Annotated in this window: 24 protein-coding genes; 9 read left to right on the forward strand and 15 right to left on the reverse strand. The window is 71.2% G+C overall.

Annotated features, from left to right (window positions below):
- Positions 1-99: 99 nt before the first annotated feature.
- Both JN350_RS11420 and JN350_RS11425 read left to right on the forward strand, forming a co-directional pair.
- On the forward strand, positions 100-681 hold the full coding sequence (locus JN350_RS11420; RefSeq protein ID WP_205462280.1) for a DapH/DapD/GlmU-related protein: 582 nt from the start codon (positions 100-102) through the stop codon (positions 679-681).
- Between the two features lie 148 nt (positions 682-829).
- On the forward strand, positions 830-1,246 hold the full coding sequence (locus JN350_RS11425; RefSeq protein ID WP_205462281.1) for a VOC family protein: 417 nt from the start codon (positions 830-832) through the stop codon (positions 1,244-1,246).
- Here the strand turns inward: JN350_RS11425 and JN350_RS11430 are convergent.
- The 3 genes from JN350_RS11430 to JN350_RS11440 form a co-directional block, all read right to left on the reverse strand.
- Positions 1,227-2,186, reverse strand: coding sequence for a methyltransferase family protein (locus tag JN350_RS11430; protein WP_205462282.1), 960 nt, complete (start codon positions 2,184-2,186; stop codon positions 1,227-1,229). The genes JN350_RS11425 and JN350_RS11430 overlap by 20 nt on opposite strands.
- A gap of 42 nt (positions 2,187-2,228) precedes the next feature.
- On the reverse strand, positions 2,229-2,366 hold the full coding sequence (locus JN350_RS11435; RefSeq protein ID WP_205462283.1) for a hypothetical protein: 138 nt from the start codon (positions 2,364-2,366) through the stop codon (positions 2,229-2,231).
- 100 nt (positions 2,367-2,466) lie between these two features.
- Positions 2,467-3,366, reverse strand: a complete 900-nt coding sequence (locus JN350_RS11440) for an SDR family oxidoreductase (protein ID WP_205462284.1) — start codon at positions 3,364-3,366, stop codon at positions 2,467-2,469.
- A gap of 108 nt (positions 3,367-3,474) precedes the next feature.
- Between JN350_RS11440 and JN350_RS11445 the strand changes: the two genes are divergently transcribed.
- Both JN350_RS11445 and JN350_RS11450 read left to right on the forward strand, forming a co-directional pair.
- The gene (locus JN350_RS11445) at positions 3,475-3,813 is read left to right on the forward strand and encodes a DUF3140 domain-containing protein (RefSeq protein ID WP_205462285.1); all 339 of its coding nucleotides are present in this window, start codon (positions 3,475-3,477) and stop codon (positions 3,811-3,813) included.
- Positions 3,814-3,848: 35 nt separating this feature from the next.
- Positions 3,849-4,103: a DUF7218 family protein gene (locus tag JN350_RS11450; RefSeq protein WP_205462286.1), complete on the forward strand. Its 255-nt coding sequence runs from the start codon at positions 3,849-3,851 to the stop codon at positions 4,101-4,103.
- Here the strand turns inward: JN350_RS11450 and JN350_RS11455 are convergent.
- The 3 genes from JN350_RS11455 to JN350_RS11460 form a co-directional block, all read right to left on the reverse strand.
- Positions 4,097-4,801, reverse strand: coding sequence for an alpha/beta fold hydrolase (locus tag JN350_RS11455; protein WP_240347278.1), 705 nt, complete (start codon positions 4,799-4,801; stop codon positions 4,097-4,099). The two genes, JN350_RS11450 and JN350_RS11455, sit on opposite strands and share 7 nt — an antisense overlap.
- On the reverse strand, positions 4,798-5,094 hold the full coding sequence (locus JN350_RS19450; protein ID WP_240347279.1) for a hypothetical protein: 297 nt from the start codon (positions 5,092-5,094) through the stop codon (positions 4,798-4,800). The genes JN350_RS11455 and JN350_RS19450 overlap by 4 nt, the downstream gene beginning before the upstream one ends.
- 393 nt (positions 5,095-5,487) lie before the next feature.
- Complete coding sequence (locus JN350_RS11460; protein ID WP_146249770.1) at positions 5,488-5,751, reverse strand: hypothetical protein; 264 nt, start codon at positions 5,749-5,751, stop codon at positions 5,488-5,490.
- Between the two features lie 75 nt (positions 5,752-5,826).
- Here JN350_RS11460 and JN350_RS11465 point away from each other — a divergent pair, with 75 nt between their 5' ends.
- Entirely contained in the window at positions 5,827-6,789 is a 963-nt protein-coding gene (locus JN350_RS11465) for an SDR family NAD(P)-dependent oxidoreductase (RefSeq protein WP_205462287.1), read from the forward strand.
- Positions 6,790-6,902: 113 nt separating this feature from the next.
- Here JN350_RS11465 and JN350_RS11470 read toward each other — a convergent pair whose 3' ends face one another.
- Positions 6,903-8,129 carry a cobalamin-independent methionine synthase II family protein gene (locus tag JN350_RS11470; protein ID WP_205462288.1) on the reverse strand — a complete coding sequence of 409 codons (1,227 nt, stop codon included), beginning with the start codon at positions 8,127-8,129 and terminating at the stop codon, positions 6,903-6,905.
- A 78-nt stretch (positions 8,130-8,207) separates the two neighbouring features.
- Here JN350_RS11470 and JN350_RS11475 point away from each other — a divergent pair, with 78 nt between their 5' ends.
- Together JN350_RS11475 and JN350_RS11480 are read left to right on the forward strand one after the other, a co-directional pair.
- Entirely contained in the window at positions 8,208-8,582 is a 375-nt protein-coding gene (locus tag JN350_RS11475; RefSeq protein ID WP_205462289.1) for a TDT family transporter, read from the forward strand.
- Complete coding sequence (locus JN350_RS11480) at positions 8,546-9,214, forward strand: SLAC1 family transporter (protein ID WP_205462290.1); 669 nt, start codon at positions 8,546-8,548, stop codon at positions 9,212-9,214. Before JN350_RS11475 ends, JN350_RS11480 begins: the two co-directional genes overlap by 37 nt.
- A 129-nt stretch (positions 9,215-9,343) precedes the next feature.
- Here the strand turns inward: JN350_RS11480 and JN350_RS11485 are convergent, their stop codons facing one another.
- Genes JN350_RS11485 through JN350_RS19465 form a run of 7 tightly spaced genes read right to left on the reverse strand, consistent with a single transcriptional unit; the run spans position 9,344 to position 14,786 of the window.
- Positions 9,344-10,366: a Gfo/Idh/MocA family protein gene (locus tag JN350_RS11485; protein WP_205462291.1), complete on the reverse strand. Its 1,023-nt coding sequence runs from the start codon at positions 10,364-10,366 to the stop codon at positions 9,344-9,346.
- A gap of 44 nt (positions 10,367-10,410) precedes the next feature.
- Complete coding sequence (locus JN350_RS11490; protein ID WP_240347280.1) at positions 10,411-11,400, reverse strand: Gfo/Idh/MocA family protein; 990 nt, start codon at positions 11,398-11,400, stop codon at positions 10,411-10,413.
- 53 nt (positions 11,401-11,453) lie between these two features.
- A complete protein-coding gene (locus JN350_RS11495) occupies positions 11,454-12,845 on the reverse strand; it encodes an ABC transporter substrate-binding protein (RefSeq protein WP_205462292.1) in 1,392 nt (463 codons plus the stop codon).
- A complete protein-coding gene (locus JN350_RS11500) occupies positions 12,842-13,786 on the reverse strand; it encodes a carbohydrate ABC transporter permease (protein WP_123672739.1) in 945 nt (314 codons plus the stop codon). The genes JN350_RS11495 and JN350_RS11500 overlap by 4 nt, the downstream gene beginning before the upstream one ends.
- Positions 13,787-13,789: 3 nt before the next feature.
- Positions 13,790-14,062 (reverse strand): hypothetical protein, encoded by a 273-nt coding sequence (locus tag JN350_RS19455; RefSeq protein WP_240347281.1) that lies wholly within the window; start codon positions 14,060-14,062, stop codon positions 13,790-13,792.
- Entirely contained in the window at positions 14,059-14,637 is a 579-nt protein-coding gene (locus tag JN350_RS19460) for a carbohydrate ABC transporter permease (RefSeq protein ID WP_240347282.1), read from the reverse strand. The genes JN350_RS19455 and JN350_RS19460 overlap by 4 nt, the downstream gene beginning before the upstream one ends.
- On the reverse strand, positions 14,598-14,786 hold the full coding sequence (locus JN350_RS19465) for a hypothetical protein (protein WP_240347283.1): 189 nt from the start codon (positions 14,784-14,786) through the stop codon (positions 14,598-14,600). The genes JN350_RS19460 and JN350_RS19465 overlap by 40 nt, the downstream gene beginning before the upstream one ends.
- Before the next feature lie 134 nt (positions 14,787-14,920).
- Between JN350_RS19465 and JN350_RS11510 the strand changes: the two genes are divergently transcribed.
- Positions 14,921-16,201 (forward strand): ROK family transcriptional regulator, encoded by a 1,281-nt coding sequence (locus JN350_RS11510; protein ID WP_205462293.1) that lies wholly within the window; start codon positions 14,921-14,923, stop codon positions 16,199-16,201.
- A gap of 93 nt (positions 16,202-16,294) precedes the next feature.
- Complete coding sequence (locus JN350_RS11515; RefSeq protein ID WP_205462294.1) at positions 16,295-17,215, forward strand: DUF1684 domain-containing protein; 921 nt, start codon at positions 16,295-16,297, stop codon at positions 17,213-17,215.
- A gap of 135 nt (positions 17,216-17,350) precedes the next feature.
- Here JN350_RS11515 and JN350_RS11520 read toward each other — a convergent pair whose 3' ends face one another.
- Entirely contained in the window at positions 17,351-17,911 is a 561-nt protein-coding gene (locus JN350_RS11520) for a histidine phosphatase family protein (RefSeq protein ID WP_205462295.1), read from the reverse strand.
- Between the last annotated feature and the right edge of the window lie 226 nt (positions 17,912-18,137).

Raw genomic sequence — 18,137 nt, forward strand, 5'->3', positions numbered from 1 at the left:
CACGCAACGGCCCGAGAGTCCGTTGTCGGTCTCCTGGGGAGCGCTTACGTTTCCGGTGTGTGGTGTCGCCGCACGACTCCCTCGAGCCCAGGAGGCCGCATGGCCACGCCAGCCGTCCCCGTCCCCTCCACGTTCTCCCGACGCCTCCGCGAGGACGTCGCGCACGCCCGGGAGCACGTCCTGCTCACGGCACTGCTCGGCTCGCCGTTCCTGCCGCGGGTGGTGCGACGGCTGCTGCTGACCGCCGCGGGCGCCCGTGCCGAGTCGGCTCCCGGCCCCGGGTTCTCGCTGACCGGCGACCCGCGCAACCTGTCGGTCGCGCGCGGTGTCTACTTCAACCGCGGGACGACCATCGAGGCCATCGCCCCCGTCAGCATCGGTGCGAACGCCGCGATCGGCATGCAGGTCCTCATCATGACGAGCCACCACGCGATCGACGCCGACGGCCGGTGGAGCGACACCGCGACCGGCCGTCCGGTCGTCATCGAGGACCGCGTGTGGATCGGCGGCCGTGCGACGATCCTGCCCGGCGCGCACATCGAGCACGACGTGGTCGTCGCGGCCGGCGCGGTCGTCACCGGGCGACTGCTGGCGCACGGCGTCTACGCCGGCGTGCCGGCGAAGCGCATCCGCGACCTGGCCGGAGCGGACCCGGCCACGGACCGCAGAGCGACCGCCTGACGGCCTGGAGGCCCGTGGCGGCGCCGCCACGGGCCTCCCCGCCGTCCTCCCCGCCGTTCGCGGTCCCGCGCCCTTCCGCGGGGACGTCGCGTCTGCGACGATGGGCGCGCAGCGGGTGACGACGCCCGCCCGTCGTGAGGAGTCCACCGTGTCCGTGCGTCTCAATCCGTACCTCGGCTTCCGCTCGGGGGCCCGCGAAGCCCTCGACTTCTACCACTCGGTGTTCCACGGCGAGCTCACGATCGGCACCTTCGGCGAAGCCGGCATGAGTCAGGACCCCGCTGACGCCGACAAGGTCATGCACGGGCAGCTCGAGGGCGAGAACGGCCTGCTGCTGATGGCCTCGGATGCGCCGACGGGCATGCAGACCCCGTCGGAGAGCACGATCTCGCTGTCGCTCAGCGGCGACGACACCGAGGCGCTGACCCGCTACTGGAACGGACTCGCGGACGGCGCGACGATCATCGAACCGCTCACGACGGCTCCGTGGGGCGACACCTTCGGGATGCTCACCGACCGGTTCCGGGTCACGTGGCTCGTGAACATCAGCGGCGCGGCGAGCTGAGGGCGACCGGGCCGACGCTCGCGGCGATCGGCCACCGTGGCACCCAGCACCGGACCCGCGCGGCGTAGCGGCGGAAGTCGTCGCCGAAGCGGGCCTCGAGGTCGGCCTCCTCGAGCGGTCGGACCACGCAGTTCCACACGATCGACCCGGCGAGCGCGTAGGCGACGACCATCCACGACCCGAGCAGCAGCCCGACGGCGACGCCCTGCGTGATGCCGGCGAGCGCCATCGGGTCCCGCACCGAGCGGTACGGGCCGGCGACGACCAACCGGTTCGCGCTGGCGGACGGCAGCGGGGTACCAGCGCCCTTGGTCGACATCGCCGCCGCCGACGCGATGCCGAGCGCGCTGGCGAGCGCGAGGACGACGAGGCCGATCACCAGCAACGCGGTCACGACCGGTCCGGGCAGTGCGGGGTGCAGCCGCCAGCGGTGCTCGGCGACGGCGATGCCCACGGGGAACACCCCGAGGAACAGCCCCCAGAAGACGACGATCTGCACGGTCGTCGCCACCACGTGCCGTGACGTCGCGGCACCCGGGTCGGCGGTGCGGAACCGCAGCGGTCCGGACGTCAACCACTCGGTCGGTACCCGGCCGAGCAGGACGAGGGCGAGGGCCAGCGCGGAGCCGACGGTCGCCGCGGTCATGACGACGACGCCCCAGCCGGCCTCACCGGTGACAGTCGCCCAGACGACGAGGCCGGCGAGGACGAGGGCCGTCCACACGGTGGCCACGGTCGCCGCGATCCGCCCGACCGTGCCCGCCGAGACCGCTGCGAGCGCCGAGGCGCCGACGAAGAGCGGGACGTCGAGGGCCGCGACGACCACCGGGTCCAGCGAACCGAGCGTGAGGATCCGGACGGCGGGGACGGTCGCGACGGTGATCCACCACGCCGCGCCGCCGACGGCCTGCAGTGCGAAGTAGAGCCGGCCCCAGGACACGTCTGCACGCTAGCAGGGCGACGCGCTGCGCCGGGCTGCGCCTCAGTCCTGGCGGTTGATCTGCCCGAGCCACCGGCCGAACGCCGGAGTGCGGGCGTCGTGCAGCTTGGTCAGGACGGGCTTCGGCGTGCAGGTGCGCTCGTCGACGAACGCGGCGCCCTTGTGGGGTTCGAGGCTCATGGTGTGCTCCTTCGTGGTCTTCGTGATCGGTGCAGAGTTCGACAGCGGGCGGGTCCGATCCATTCCCACCCGCTGCCGTGGAGTCGGCGTGCGGTCCCGGTCAGGGCGTGACCATGCCGCCGTTCACGTTGAGCGTCTCGCCGACGACGTAACTCGACTCGTCCGAGGCCAGGAACACGTAGGCCGGTGCGAGTTCGGCTGGCTGCCCGGCGCGCCCCATCGGCGACTCGCTGCTGCCGAACTCGGGAAGCGTCGACGGGTCGACGCCACCGCTCGGCTGCAGGACCGTCCACGTCGGCCCGGGCGCGACGACGTTGACGCGGATGCCGCGCGCGACGAGCAGCTGGGACAGCCCCTTCGACAGGTTGTTGATCGCGCCCTTCGACGCCGCGTAGTCGAGCCGGTCGGGTGCCGGCTTGTACGCCTCCATCGACGCCGTCGTGGTGATCGTCGCACCGGGTTCCAGGTGCGGCAGCGCCGCCTTGACGAGGCGGAACAGCCCGAAGACGTTCACGTCGAAGGTCGCCTCGAACTGGTCGTCGGTGATGTCGAGCACGTCGGGCTGCCAACGCTGCTTGCCGGCGACGCTCACCAGGGCATCGAGACCGCCGAGTCCGGCGACGGCCTGGTCGACGAGCTGCTGCGCGTACGCCTTGTCACGCAGGTCGCCGGGGATCGCGACGGCGGTGCGTCCGGCGGCACGGATCTGTTCGAGGACGTGGTCGGCGTCGGACTGCTCCTCGGGCAGGTAGGCGATCGCGACGTCGGCGCCCTCGCGGGCGAACGCGATCGCGACGGCACCGCCGATGCCGGAGTCACCGCCGGTGATCAGGGCCTTCCGGCCGGCGAGCCGACCGGTGCCGCGGTAGCTCGTCTCGCCGAGGTCGGGCACCGGGTCCATCTCGGACTGGAGGCCCGGCTCGTCCTGCGTCTGCGGCTCCGGCTGGACATCGGGGTAGCGCGTGCGCGGGTCGCCGTGTTCGTACTGGTCGGTGGGCATGCGAGTTCCTTCCTGCTCGTGCCTCCACGGAACCCGTCCCGGCTGGACGGCGGCGGAGCGCCATCCGCCCTGCGCACCCGTCCATGCCCGCGGGGTTGCCTCGGGACCATGAGTGACGACGACGACCTGCAGACCGAGCGCGACTTCTCCGACGCGGTGAACATGACCGCGTCCGAGCTGAAGGAGTGGTTGGGCACCGACGAGTCCAAGCAGGTCGGGCAGAAGCCCCCGGGCGGCGGCGAGTCGACCGGCCACGAGAGCGGGCGGCACATCATCCGGATCCTCGAGAAGCACAAGGCCGATCGCACGGACGACGACCATGCCCACATGCGGAAGGTGGTCGGCTACGTCGCGCGCCACGCGCAGCAGCGACCGGACGGTGACGTCCACGACACCCCGTGGCGGTGGTCGTTGATGAACTGGGGGCACGACCCCGAGAAGCGCTGAGCGTCTCCACCGGGCCCGGCGTACCGTGGCCGACCATGCCGAACCAACTCAAGAAGCCGGACATGTACGAGGAGCTCCGCAAGGAGGGCAACTCGAAGGAGAAGTCTGCGCGGATCAGCAACGCCGCTGCCGCCCGCGGCGAGGAGGCGGTCGGGAAGAAGGGCGGCGAATCCGGCTCCTACGACGACTGGACCGTCGCCGACCTCCGGAAGCGGGCGAAGGAGCTCGGCCTGACCGGGTACTCGTCGAAGCGCAAGGCCGAGCTCGTCGAGGCGCTCCGGGATCACTGACCGAGGTCGGCGACCGCGTCGATGCCCTCGGCGATCTCGGCCGCGTGCGTGTGGTGCAGGTAGTGCCCGCCGTCCAGCAGGACGACCTGGCCGTCGGCGACCGACGCCGCCTGCTCACGGTGCAGGCGCTCCCACCCCGGCACGTCCGGGTCGTCGCCCACGACGAACAGACGGACCGGCAGGTCGGTGGGGAACGCGAGGCTGCGGGCGTGCCGGAAGTTCGCGCCGAGGTGCTCGTACTCGTCCAGGTACGTCGCGCGCATGCTGGTGCGGTGTGACAGCAGGGTCATCTGCTCCTTCTGCGCATCGGTGTAGGGCAGCCCGGCGTACGCGTCGCCGGACACGGCCGTGAGCACGCGGGCGAGTCCGGTGGCCTTCACGAAGCGGAACAGGCCGGACCCGACGGCCTCGTCGATGCCGGGCTGCGTCGGCAAACTGCTGTCGATGCCGACGAACGCCTGCACCTCGTCCGGGTACGCGTTCGTGTACTCGAGCGCGTAGATCCCGGCGACCGAGTGCCCCGCGAGCACGTACCGGTCGATGCCGAGCGTCGACAGTGCCTGGTGCACCTCGTCGACGATGTTCGCGCTGGTCCGGGATCGGTCGGTGCCGTCGCTCAGGCCGTACCCGAGCGGCTCGACGACCACCACCCGGTGCGTGTCCTGCAACCGGTCGACGAGTGGGGCGAAGTCGATCACGGGGATGCCGTGCCGAAGCCGGGCAGCAGCACGACGGTCGACGCCCCGGACCCGGTGACGGCGACGTTCACCCGGCCGCCGGTGACGGGGACGAGTTCGCCGTAGGGGCGGATGTCGTCCCGTTCCGTCGCGGTCGCGATCGCGTCGTAGGTGGCCGTGCCGCCGAGCGTCAGGGCCCCGAGACCGACGAGCCCGACGAGCGAGAACCCGATGATCCGGAGCGGGCGGCGGCGTCGGCGTGCAGGGCGGGCCGGGGTGCTGGTGGGTGTGGCCGTGGGGTGGTGCGTGTCCATGCCTGCACGCTAGGTCCGGCCTGCGGGGCAGCACATCGGAGCACGGTACCCACGTGCCCCGCCCGCGTCGTACCGCGGGCTGACGTCGGCTGACATCGGTACTGGCCCGGCATGAGGGAGAATGGCCGGGTGAACGAGACGGGCATGCCGCGCTTCCGACGGATCTGGTCGACCGTGCAGGTCGGCGTGCTGGCGATCGCCGTGGCCTTCTGCGTCGTGATGCTCGTGATCGGGCAGGGAAGCTCGACCGCGTCTACGCCGTCGCCGCGGTCTTCTTCGGCCTGGCGCTCGTCGGGCACAGCACGTACCTCTGGCTCATCGCCCGGAACGCCCGAACCGGCCGCTGAACGGGGGACGACGCGGGTTCGGCTCCGGTCTCGGTTCCGAATCCGGCTACGCGCCGAACCGCAGTGCCAGCGGCACGAGCAGCCCGGCCACCCAGACGAGCACCATCACGAGCGCCCCGATCGCGATGAACCGACGGCGGCGACGCAGCTTCGGACTCCGCTCCTCGCCCCACATCTGCGCGCGGACCAGCACCCGGTTCGCCTGCTCGACGACCTTCCGGACCTCGGGGTCGTCCAGCTCGAGGGCACCGGACCGGGCGTGTTCGGCGATGACCGTGGCTTCGTCGACGGTCAGGTCGTCCTTGCGCATGCTCCATCCTCGCACCGGGGCGAGGGGTACGGCCCGCCTGTGCGGGAACGGACCAGCGGCGCGTACCAAGGACGCATGGGACATCGGTACCGCGGGAAGATCGTCGTCGTCACCGGAGCATCGAGCGGCATCGGGAGGGCCGCCGCACACGAGTTCGCCCGACAGGGTGCCACGCTCGTGCTCGCCGCACGCGGCCACGACTCCCTCGAGGCCGCCGCCGCCGAGTGCCGCGCACTCGGGGCCGACGCGGTCGCGATCCCGACGGACGTCGCCGACGAGCACCAGGTCAAGGACCTCATCGGCACGGTGACGAGTCGGCACGGTCGGATCGACGTCTTCGTCGGCAATGCGGCCCTGTTCGTCTACGGGCTGTTCGAGCAGACCCCCACAGAGGCGTTCAAGCGGGTCGTCGACACGAACCTCTACGGGCACCTCAACGCGATCACGCACCTGCTCCCGCACTGGAAGCAGCGCGGCACGGGCACGTACGTGCTCGTCGGGTCGATCCAGTCGCTGCTGTCCGCGCCGTACCAGTCGGCCTACGTGACGAGCAAGCACGCGGCCCTCGGCCTGGTCGACGTGCTCGGTGACGAGTTCGCGCACACCGGGATCCGCTTCACCACGCTGCTGCCGTCGACGATCGACACGCCGATCTACCAGAACGGCGCCAACTACACCGGCAAGAACTCGCACCCGCTGCCGCCGACGGTGTCCGTCGAGCGGGCCGGCCGTGCCGTCGTCACCGCCGCCACGCACCCGAAGCGGTACCGCTACGTCGGCCGCATCCAGGCGTCGCTCGTCCCGCTGCAGTACGTGTTCCCGGGGCTGTTCCACAAGATCACGAAGCCGATGGTCGAGACCTTCGCGCTGCGCGGGAAGGGCGAACCGACCGACGGCAACCTCTACGCCCCCGCGGACGCCGGCAACGCCACGAACGGCGGCTGGGTCGCGAAGCGACGGCGTGTCACGCGTCCGCTCGTGTGGCTCGGCGCGGCTGCGGCGGTCGGGGCGGTCATGGTCGGCCGCGCACGGCGGTAGCCCGACCGGAACCGGGCGTACCGACTGGAAACGGGCGTACCTGCCGTGTTCTTCGTGGCAGGTACGCCCGTTCTCGTTTGGTACCGCAGACGTTCTGGGAAGGAACGGGCGGCTCAGAAGAGCCTCGCGCTCGCGCGGCGCGCGCCCTCGCCGAGCGACTCGAGCTTCGCGGCGGCGATCTGCGGGTGGATGCGGCCGCCGAGGCCGCAGTCGGTGCCGGCGATGACACGCTCGCGCCCGACGACCGAGGCGAACCGCTCGATGCGCTGTGCGACCAGGTCGGGGTGCTCGACGACGTTGGTGGCGTGGCCGACGACGCCGGGGACGATCACCTTGCCGTCGGGCAGCGTGACGTCCTGCCAGACGGTCCACTCGTGTTCGTGCCGGGCGTTCGCGGCCTCGAACGAGTACGCGCCGGCGTCGATGTCGAGCATGAGGTCGACGATGTGGCGGAGCTCGATGTCGGTGGTGTGCGGGCCGTGCCACGAGCCCCAGCACAGGTGGAAGCGGACACGGCTGGTGTCCAGGCCCTCGAGCGCGTGGTTCAGCGCCTCCACCCGGATCCGGGTGAAGGCGCGGTAGTCCGCCAGGCTCGGCTCCGGGTTGATCTGGTCCCAGTTCTCGGCGATCGACGGGTCGTCGATCTGCAGCACGAGGCCGGCGTCGAGGATGATGCGGTACTCCTCGCGCAGGGCGTCGGCCCAGGCCCAGATGTGCTCTTCGTCGGTGGCGTAGTAGTCGTTCGCGACCCGCGCGGCGGACCCTGGGGAGAGCGCCGTGATGAAGCCGTTCTCGGCGCCGGCCGCCTCGACGGCGTGCGTGAGGTTGGCGGCGTCGGTGCGTGCGGCCTCGTGCCCGGTGTAGGCGATCGGGCCGGTCGTGGTGGGGAACGCGGTGGCGTTCCTGCCGGTGCCGATGCCCGACTCGGGGTCGGTGTAGGCCTCGCGGAAGATCGTCCAGTCGCGGCGGTCCGGGAAGCTGGTCAGCTGCACGTCGCCCGGACCGGAGCGGACCGGCTCCTGCGTGAAGACGTTCGCATCGGTGAGCGAGAGCCCGCTGACGCGCTGGAACGAGTAGCCCCACCACGCGCCGTAGTCGACGCTGTTCGACATCGCCTTGCCGAACTCGCCGTCACCCGGCTGCGTGATGCCGAGGGCGGTCTGGCGGGCGACGACGTCGTCGACGGCCGCGCTCGTCAGCGCGCGGACCTCGTCGGTGGTCTCGAGCGTGAAGCCGTCGGCACCCACGGGGCGGGCGGCGTTCGCGGCGATGAGCTCCGGCGTGCGCGGGAGCGACCCGGCGGTGGTGGCCTGGACGTGGTCGGTGTTCTCGAAGGGCATGGGCCCAATGTGCCACGGGCCGCCTCCGAGCCGGGCTCCGTTCCGTGGCACGACCCGAGCCGGAGAGAATGGGACCCTATGCCCAGCGCGCGCCCGACTTCCCGCATCCCGCTCAACACCCTCGCCGCACCGTTCGGCCTGGCCGGCTTCGCCGAGACCTGGTCGTACGCGGCACCCGTCCTCGGATTGCCGCCCGTCGTCCCGCAGGTGTCCTGGGTGGTCGCGGCGGTGGTGTGGTCGTGGCTGCTCGGCGCGCACGTCCTGCGGGGCGTCCGGGTCGATGAACGCCTGGTCGACCAGCTCCGCCACCCCGCGCAGGGCCCGATCGCGGCCCTGGTTCCCGCGACGGCGATGCTCCTCGGCGTCGACCTCGCGCGGTTCTGGGAGATCGGGGGCAGGTCCTCGTGTTACTCGCGGTGGCGGTCGCTGCAGGGTTCGCGGCGTGGTTGCTGAGCACGTGGTTCGAGGGGCGCCTGACCCTGGAGGCCGTGCACGGCGGCTACCTGCTGCCGACGGTCGCCGTGGCCCTCGTCGCCGCCGTCGCCACGCACGAGGTCGGTGTGGGCTGGCTGTCCTGGGCGTGCTTCGGCGTCGGCGTGTTCTTCTGGGGCGTGATGACCGGACTGCTCCTCATCCGGCTGTCGTTCCGCCCCGCTCTGCCCGACCCGCTCGTCCCCACGATGGCGATCCTCGTGGCTCCGCCCGCGGTGGCGACGGTGTCCCTGTTCGCGCTCACCGACGACGCCCGAACCCTGCCCGTGCAGGCGATCGCGGGCCTCGGGGTCCTCATGTTCCTCGTGCAGCTCGCCCTGCTGCCCCGGTACGTCCGGCTCGGGTTCTCGCTCGGGTTCTGGTCGTTCGTGTTCCCGGCTGCGGCGGTCGCGACGGCGGCGATCGAGTGGTTCCGGGTGCTCGACCTTCCGGTGGCGTGGGTGCCCACGACCGTGCTGCTCGTGCTGCTCACCCTGCTCGTGCTCGTGGTCGGGGTGCGGTCCCTGAGCCTGGCCGCGCGGCACCTGCTCGGGCAGGCCGAGTCGGTGCTGCACGCCGCCGACGACGAGGACGCGGCACCCGCGACGCACTGACGCGGCGCTGACGGTGATGCGGAGCCGACGGTGTCGCGGTGCGTCAGCACCCGTTCTGCGACGAACCACGCGTCGAACGACTCGTGGCTTGTCGCGGAACGGGTGCGCGGTGCGACGGATCCGCGCGGATCAGGCGCTGACGGTCTCGTCCGCCGTCAGCACCGGGGCGATCGTCCCCGTCCGGGCTCCCTCGTACGCCGCCAGGATCATGCCGAGCACCGCGATGCCCTCGCGCTCCGTGTGGATCGGCCGCGTGCCGTCGCGCAGGCACGCCCCGAACGCGCCGATCTCGGCTGCGAAGGTGTCGACCTCGTCGAAGGTGACCGACTCGCTCGTGCCGTCCCGCAGGTCCCACCGCAGCGTGGTGCCGTCGCTCGTCAGGGCGCCGCGCTCGCCGACGACGCTGAACCGCTCGGTGCCGGCGGCCGGGTCGTACGCCCAGCTCGTCACGAGCTGGCCCACGGCGCCGTTGTCGAAGCGGAACAGGGCCTGTGCCGAGTCCTCGCCCTCCATGAACGCCAACCGGTGCGTGGACAGCATCGCGGTCGCCTGCACGGGGACGCCGCCGGCCAGGTGCATGAGCAGGTAGCTCGGGTGGTACCCCGTGTCGATGAGCTCACCGCCGCCGCTCGTCGACGCGTGCGCACGCCACCCCATGTTCGACGGGTCGAACTCGTTGCGGAACGAGTCGGTGGTGCGGACCTCGTAGACGGTGCCGAGCGCCCCGCCGTCGATGAGTTCCTTGGCCTGGGCGACCGCGGGCATGAACAGCTGGTTGTGCGCGCACATCAGGGTGATGCCGGACTCGGACACCGCGCGCTGCACGTCGGCGGCCTCGTCGGGGCTCAGGCACAGCGGCTTCTCGCACAGCACGTGCTTGCCCGCCTTCGCCGCGGCGACGATCGCGTCGCGGTGCAGGTGGTGCGGCAGGCAGATGTCGACGGCGTCGATGTCCGCCTGCTCGAGCATCGCGAGGTAGTCGGTGAAGAACGGGACGCCGAGCTCCGCCCCGCGCTCCTCGGCCGTGGCCGCGAACGCGTCGGCGACCGCGGTGATGCGGATCGTGGCGGGGTGCTCGGCGTAGCCGGCGATGTGCGCGGACGCGATGCCGCCCCCGCCGATGAGGCCGACGCGGATGATGTCGCTGGACATGGTGACTCCTGTGGTTGGTTCGAGGTGCTGGAATGCTCGGGCGGTCAGGCGGGTGCGCCGACGAGGGCGTCGCCGATCGCGGGCTGGGCCGCGGCGTCGTTCGCGGAGACCACCAGGCGGGTGAGCTCGACGGCGCGGGCGAGGTTGTCGTCGGCACGGGTGTCGGCGGCGATGTGGTCCACCCACTGACCGAATGCGTCCTGGGCGTCGGCGGGGACGTCGAGGGTGACCGGCTCGTCGCCGTAGGCCGGTCCGCCGGCGGTGAGCCGGGCCTCCTGGTCGGAGTACGCGAGCCAGCCCCGGGTGCCCGCCACGTCGATCGTGAACGGCGTGCCCGCGACGAAGCCGGCCTCGATGACGCCGATCGCCTGCGAGGCGTAGCCGACGGTGACCACCGCGTGGTCCTCGACCGCGCGGCCGGTGAAGGAGCGGTAGACGGCCTCGACCGTGTCCGGACGGGCACCGAGGAACAGCTGCGTCAGGTAGACGGGGTGGCAGCCGAGGTCGGTGAGGGCGCCGCCGATCGCCGTCGCCGGGTCGAAGAACCGTTCCGGCAGCCACGGTGCGACCGCACCGTCGTGCGAGAGCCGGACGCGGGAGTACGTGACGTCGCCGAGGCGGCCCGCGTCGAGCTCGCGTCGGATCGCGGCCGTGTAGCCGTGGTAGAGCCGCGGGAGCGAGACCACGAGCGTGACCCCGGCGGCGTCGCAGGCGGCGATGACCGCGTCGCACTCCTCGACGGTGGGGGCGAGGAGCTTCTCGGTGAAGACGTGCTTGCCAGCCGCTGCCGCGCGCTCGATCACGTCGCGGTGGACGTCGGTCGAGGTCGTGATCGTGACGGCGTCGACGTCGGTGCGGGCGAGCAACGCATCGAGGTCATCGGTGTACTCGACGCCGAACCGTTCGGCGCCGGCTCGGCCGCGCTCGGTGTCGTCGTCCCAGACGGCCACGAGCTCGGTGCCGGGGTGGTCGACGGTCTGTTGCGCGTAGTCGCCGGCGTGGACGTGCCAGAAGCCGAGGACGGCGACGCGCAAGGGGTGGAGGGCATGGGTGTTCCTTTCGTGGGGGACGACCAGAGCGTTCCTGCTCAGATCCGGACCTTGTCGTAGTCCTTCGGCAGCGTGAACGGCGAGTAGGTCTGCATCATCGGGTCGACGCGGTTCTGGGCCCGCTCGACGGCTTCCTGCGGACTCGCGGTGCCGAGCAGGACGCTCGAGCGCGCGTCGGCGAGGGAGTCCCACCACGCGCCGCCGACGGGCAGCGGCGGGCGGCAGCTCGACGCACCCATCGACTCGACGAAGAACCGGATCGACTTGGCCGATCCCTTCGGGTCCTTGAGCGCCGCGATGTTCGACGGCACGCTCGTCGCGGGGACGACGTACGTCTCCTGGCCCTGCTTGCTCGTGAAGTACTTCATGAGCTCCCACACGGCCTTGTTCTTCTTCGAGCCCTTCGGCACGCACAGCGCGAAGCCACCGGACCACGTGTACTTGTCGCCGCCGTCCTGCTGGGTCGGCAGGTACGCGGTGCCCCAGTCGAGGTCCTTCGGCCCGTAGTTGTCGAACGTCTGGATCGTCGAGGGGACGCTGACCATGAACGCCATCCGGTCCGCCATGAACGCGGTCTGTCCCGGCGGGTGCCCGGTCGGCTCGTAGGTCGCGATGAAGGTGTCGGCGTCCTTGTAGCCGTACCGCTTCGCCCAGTCCTCGTAGAACTCGAAGATGCTGCGGACGCTCTTCGAGTCCATCGTCATCTTCGAGTCCTGCTGGTCGAAGTACGACGCACCGAGGCCGAGCCCCCACGTGAACGGCCAGCCTTCGCCGTACCAGGGGAGCAGTCCCATGTGGGTGTAGTTGCCACCGGACTTCTTCGTGATGCGTTCGCTGACGTCCCACATCCGGTCCATGCTCACCGGACCGTTGTGCTCCCAGTCGAACTCGTCGGGGTCGATCCCGGCGCCGGTGAGCATCTTCCGGTTCACGAACATGCCGCGGGCGTCGGTGTCGTGGGGGAGGCCGTAGGTCTTGCCCTGGTAGGTGACCTCGCCGATCGTGAACCCGAGCCACTGTGCCAGGAACTCGTCCTTCGGCTGGTCCTCGAACTCCTCGATCATGTCGTCGATCGGTTCGATGAGGCCGATCGCCGCGTACTGCGCTGCGCTGAACCGGTCGAGGAGCCACAGGTCGGGGGCGGTGCCGCCGCGCACGGCGGTGATGATGCTCGTGGCGTCGCCGGTGCCCTGCGACGGCACGACGTTGACCTTGACGTCGACCTCGGGGTGGATCTTGTTGAAGTCCTTGATCACCTTCGTCTGGAACGGCACGAACGTACCGGTGACACCCCAGATCGTGACCTGGTTCGGGTTGCTCCGGCCGCTCGAGCCGGAGGCGCACGATGCTGCGAGGAGCGCGAGCGCCCCCGCACCGCCCGTCGCGGCCGCACCGCGCAGGAACGTTCGTCGGTCGAATGCGCTGCTCACTTGAAGCTCCCGATCTGGACGCCCTTGATGAACGTCCGCTGGAACACGAAGAACAGGACCACGAGCGGCAGGATGATGAGCACCGATGCCGCCATCAGCTGGTTGAACTGGAAGTCCTGCGAGTTGTTGAGGCGGAAGATCTGAAGCCCGATGGACAGCGTCTGCACGTTCTCGTCCTGCAGGTAGATGAGCGGCCCGAGGAAGTCGTTCCAGGCACCCACCGCCGCGAAGATCCCGACTGTGACGAGCGCCGCCTTGGCCTGCGGGAAGACGATCCGCCAGAGGATGCCCCACTCGGAGGCGCCGTCCATCCGCGCTGCGTTGAGCAGGTCCTTCGGGATCTGCAGCAGGAACTGCCGGAGCAGGAACACGTAGAACGCGGACCCGAACAGACTCGGCACGATCAGGGGCAGGAAGGTGTTGATCCAGCCGAGTCGGGCGTACAGGTCGAACATCGGGATGAGCGTGACGGGGAACGGGATGAACAGCGTGGCGAGCACGATGTAGAACACCTTGTCGCGGCCGCGCCACTCGAGGCACGAGAACCCGTACGCGATCACGAGGTTCGAGACCATCGAGAAGAGCGTCACGCAGACCGTGATGATGAGCGTGTTCCGGAAGAACGTGAAGAACGGCATCGCGTCGATCGCCTTGCCGAAGTTCGACCAGTCGAGCCACTGCGGGAACCAGGTGGGCGGGAAGGCACCGAGTTCGGAGTTGCCCTTCAGCGCCGAGATGACCATCCAGTAGATCGGGATGAGGAACAGCAGGCTCATCGCGATGAGGAGCACGCGGGCGAGGACGGACGACCACGGCGAGCGGATCGAGCCGTCGGCGTTCCGCGAGCGGTCGTCGGCACCCTTGCGTCCGCGGGGCCGGACGGACTCGATCGACGAGGTGACGGTGTCGCGGTCCGGGTGTCGTTCAGTACGCAGTGTCATCGGTCACTCCCCGGTCACGTCGTAGTTGACGAAGCGCTTGGACAGCCAGTACACGAGCCCGGACAGGATCATGCCGGCCAGGAACAGCAGCACGGCCATGGCGCTGGCGAACCCGAGCTGCGCGTAGCTGAACGCGTTCTTGTAGAGGTAGAGCATGTAGAACAACGTCCCGTTGTCCGGGCTGCCGAGTCCTCCGGTGCCGGACGAGATCACGTACGCCTCGGTGAAGACCTGCAGGCCGTTGCTGATGCCGGTGATCAGGTTGAACAGGATCACGGGGAGAGCAGCGGCAGCGTCAGCGCGAAGAACTGCCGGAGCGGTCCGGCCCCGTCCACGCGAGCGGCTTCGTACAGGGTCTTCGGGATCCCGCGCAGCCCGGCGAGGAAGATCAGCGCCGCGTTGCCGGCACCCATCTGGGCGAGCGCGACGATGACCAGCTTCGCCGTGGTCGGGTCGCCGAGCAGGTTCGTCGCCGGGATCCCGACGAGCTTCATGACCTGGTTGACGAGGCCGGTCTGCGGGTTGACGAGCACCACGAAGATGAACGCCAGCGCGAAGGTCGGGATGAGCGAGGGGATGTAGAGGGCCGTCCGGTACCAGCCGATCTCGCGGACGTCCTGGTTCATCGCGATGGCGATCACGATGGCGATGACGATCCCGACGGGCACCGCGATGACGGCGTAGAACAGGGTGTTGCCGACCGCGGTGTGCACGAGCGGGTCGATGAACGCGGCGACGTAGTTGGCGAACCCGACCCAGGTGATGTCGGCCATGCCCGAGTACCGGGTCAGGCTGATCGCGAACGAGTAGATCAGGGGTAGGCGATGAACACCAGCACGCCGAGGATCCACGGTGAGATGAACGCGATGCCGACGCGCAGTCGGCGCTTCTCGGCCGGGGTCCACGGATGCTTCTCGCGTGGTCGTCGACGGACCGCGGCGTCACCGCCCGTGCGCGTCCGTGGTGGTGCAGTGGTTCCGGATCGTGCGGTCGTCGTCACGAGCGTCCCTTCCGACCCCGTGACACGCCGGTGTGGCACGGGCGAATCCGTCGTCGGACGGGCGAACCGATCGCACCGTCGCGGTTTCAATCCAATTGATTGACAAATTCGTATGACCAGAGATGCTAGGGACCATGTCCGAGCCGCGTCAACCCCTTCCTGACACCGTGGTGCAGGGCAGAACGGGCGGCACGAACCTCGTGCGCGTCGGGGTCCAGAACCGTGCGCTGGTGCTCGATCTCGTCCGTCGCCGGGGACCGTTCGCCCGCGCCGAGCTGATGCGGGCGACCGGGCTCAGCGCCCAGACGGTGTCGAACATCGCAGCGGGGCTCGTGGGAGCGGGACTCGTGCGTGAAGCACCGGGCGGCGGACGACGACTCGAGGTCGTCGCGGGGTCGCGGTCGGCGATCGGGGTCCACCTCGATCCGGCGCACCTCGTCGTCGTGCGCACCGACCTGACCGGAGCCGTGCTGGCCGTCGAGCACGTCGACCTGGACGCGACGGACGACCCAGCGCGGACGCTCGACACGATGGCGGCGGCAGTGCACCGGGTCCGTGGCGCCGGCAGTCGGGCGCGCTCGCGCACCGGTGTGCCCGCCCCCGCCGGCCTCGGCCTCGCCGTCCCCGGCTCGATCGACCGCGACGGCGACCGGATGGGCACCCCCGCGCAGTTGCCCGCCTGGTGGTCGCTGCCCGTCACCGACGAGCTCGCCGCCCGGACGGGTCTGCCCGTGCGCCTCGAGAAGGACGGCGTCGCGAGCGCCCTCGGCGAGGTCTGGTCCGCTGCCGGCGCCGACGACCTGGTCTCCGTGTTCCTCGGCCACGGCATCAGCGCCGCGACGGTCGCCGCGGGCGAGGTGGTCCGCGGCGCGACCGGCAACGCCGGCGAGTTCGGTGGCATGCCGGTCGAGGCGCACGGCCGCTGGACCGAGGTCTGGGAAGCGTGTCAGCCCCTGCAGCAGGTCCGGCGCGCCACCGACGCCGGCCTGCTCCCCACGGGCATCCCGCTCGATCGCGCCAGCGACGTCCGGCACGCGTTCGAGCGGCTCTGCGCGACGCCGTCCGCGGCGCCGCTGGTCGCCGAGGCCGGTGCCGCGCTCGGATCCGCGCTCGCCCACGTCGTCGAGCTGCTCGACGTGCCACGCGTCGTGATCGGTGGCAGCGCGGCCCTCGCCGGCGGCGACGTCTTCATCGCGGCCGTCCGCGAGCGGCTCGCGGTCCGCCTGCCGCACGGGCCGTTCCCGACGGTCGCGGCGACCGCCTTCGGCGAGGCCTCGGTGGCCCGTGGGGCCGCCTGCGCGGTGCTGCAGGCCGACCTCGCCGTGCCTGCCCCCGTCGGCCGCGGTGCCGGCGTCGGTACGGGGCCTCGACCGGGAGGCCCGGTGCACGTCCGCAGCATCGCCCACCCCTGGTGAGCGGGCAGGTCCAGGGCGTCGGGTCGGCCGTGCGCGTGACGTCGCGCGACGGTGACGTCGCGTTCGCGGCCCGGGCGTCGTAGCGTCGGGGGCATGAGCACGACGACGCCGACCGCACCCGACTCCGACACCGAGTGGGCGGCGTGGCACGACGCCCACGAACGAGCCCGGGCGAGCGAGCACGGCTTCCTCGCCATCACGAGCATCCGGTGGCTGACGAGCACGCCCGAGCGGTTCGACGACGCCCCGGGCACGTGGTCGACGGGCGAGGACGGACCCGTCGTCGAGCTCGCCGACGGCGAGGCCATCACGGTCGACGGGCAGTCGGTCACCGGGACCCACCGCTTCGGACCACTGCCCGAGCGCTCGAGCACGAACGTCGTGTGGCAGGACGGCGACGAGACCGTCGTCATCGAGGTCGCCCGTCGTGGCGGCAGCGACGTCATCCGGCCCCGGCACCCGGGCAACCCGACCCGGACCGAGTACCCCGGCACCCCGACGTACGAGCCGTCGGACCGGTTCGTCGTCGACGCGCACTTCGAACCGTTCGACGAACCGCGCGAGGTCACCGTCGGCTCCGTCGTCGACGGGCTGCAGCACGTGTACTCGGCCCCGGGCGTCCTCACCTTCGACCTCGACGGGCCGCGGTCGCTGCTCGCGTTCAACGGGCACGGCGACGGCCTGCACGTCCTGTTCACCGACCGCACCAGCGGCGTGACGACGTACGCCGCGAACCGGAGCCTGGACATCGCCGCCCCGGATGCCGCCGGCGCGACCCGGATCGACTTCAACCGCGCGACGAACCTGCCGTGCGCGTACACCGCGCACGCGACGTGCCCGCTGCCGCCGGCCGAGAACCGGCTCGACGTCGCGGCCGAGGCGGGGAGCGGCTGCCCGCCTGACCGGTGTCGCTGGGGACCGCGCCGCCGCCCGGTCGCCGTGAGCGGTCCGACGCGGTCCGACGTCCTCGGCGTCGTTCGCTGCGCGTGCATCGTCCGACATTCCACGAGGTGATCGACTCGTGGTTGGTCGGAACATGCACGCGCACTCGATGCGTGCGCACGAGACGACGATCCACCCGTTAATCAACGAGTGGAACGTCGGAACATGCACACGCACCGCCCGCGGGCGCGCCGGCCGGCGGGTGCGTCAGCCGGAGGGAACGCGCTGCCAGGTGCTCGTCGCCCGCCACGCCTGCGGGTCGAACGCGAACACGCTGCCCATGCCGGGTTGGTCGAGCGCGCGTGACACCGGCGCTCCGGTCAGGGCGGCGAGGAGCAGCGCCCCGACGGCACCGTGCGACACGATGGTCGCGTCGCCCGCCGCAGTGAGGCGCCGGACCGCTCCGACGATGCGGGCCTGGGCGTCGACGGCCCGCTCCCATCCGCGCACCGATCGGGTCGGTTCTGCGAAGAACCGGTCGACGACACCGTCGAACTCGGCCGGCGGCAGGTAGCCCGTCGCGCTGCGGTCGATCTCGCCGAGCAGGGGATCCTGCGCGGGCACGAGCCCGACCGCGGCCCCGAGCAGCTCGGCGGTCTCGACGGCCTTGCGTTCCGTGCTCGACACGAGTATCCGGACGCCCGGCTCCCAGGCCAGCGGACCCGACCGCGCTGCTCGTGCGCGTCCCGCTGCGGAGAGCCGCCACGACTCGATCGGCTCTGCGGGTTCCACGACGACCTCGGCGTGGCTCAGGAAGTACGAGACCATCCGCCGATCCTGGCACGGCATCCGCAGTGGTCCGCCGTAGGGTGAGCGCGTGGAGTTCCCGGGGAGGCGGCCGGCGCGCGTGACGCGTCGACCTCTCCGGGGTCACCCCGGGGCACGCAGGACCAGCAGGACGACACGCCCCGAGCAGGCGAGCGCGCTCCGCGCGCGCCGCTGCACGGAGGCACCGACAGGTCCTCCGGGAACCCCACGCTCCTCTCCGTCGTCA

Source organism: Curtobacterium sp. 24E2, assembly GCF_016925595.1.
Classification (GTDB): domain Bacteria; phylum Actinomycetota; class Actinomycetes; order Actinomycetales; family Microbacteriaceae; genus Curtobacterium.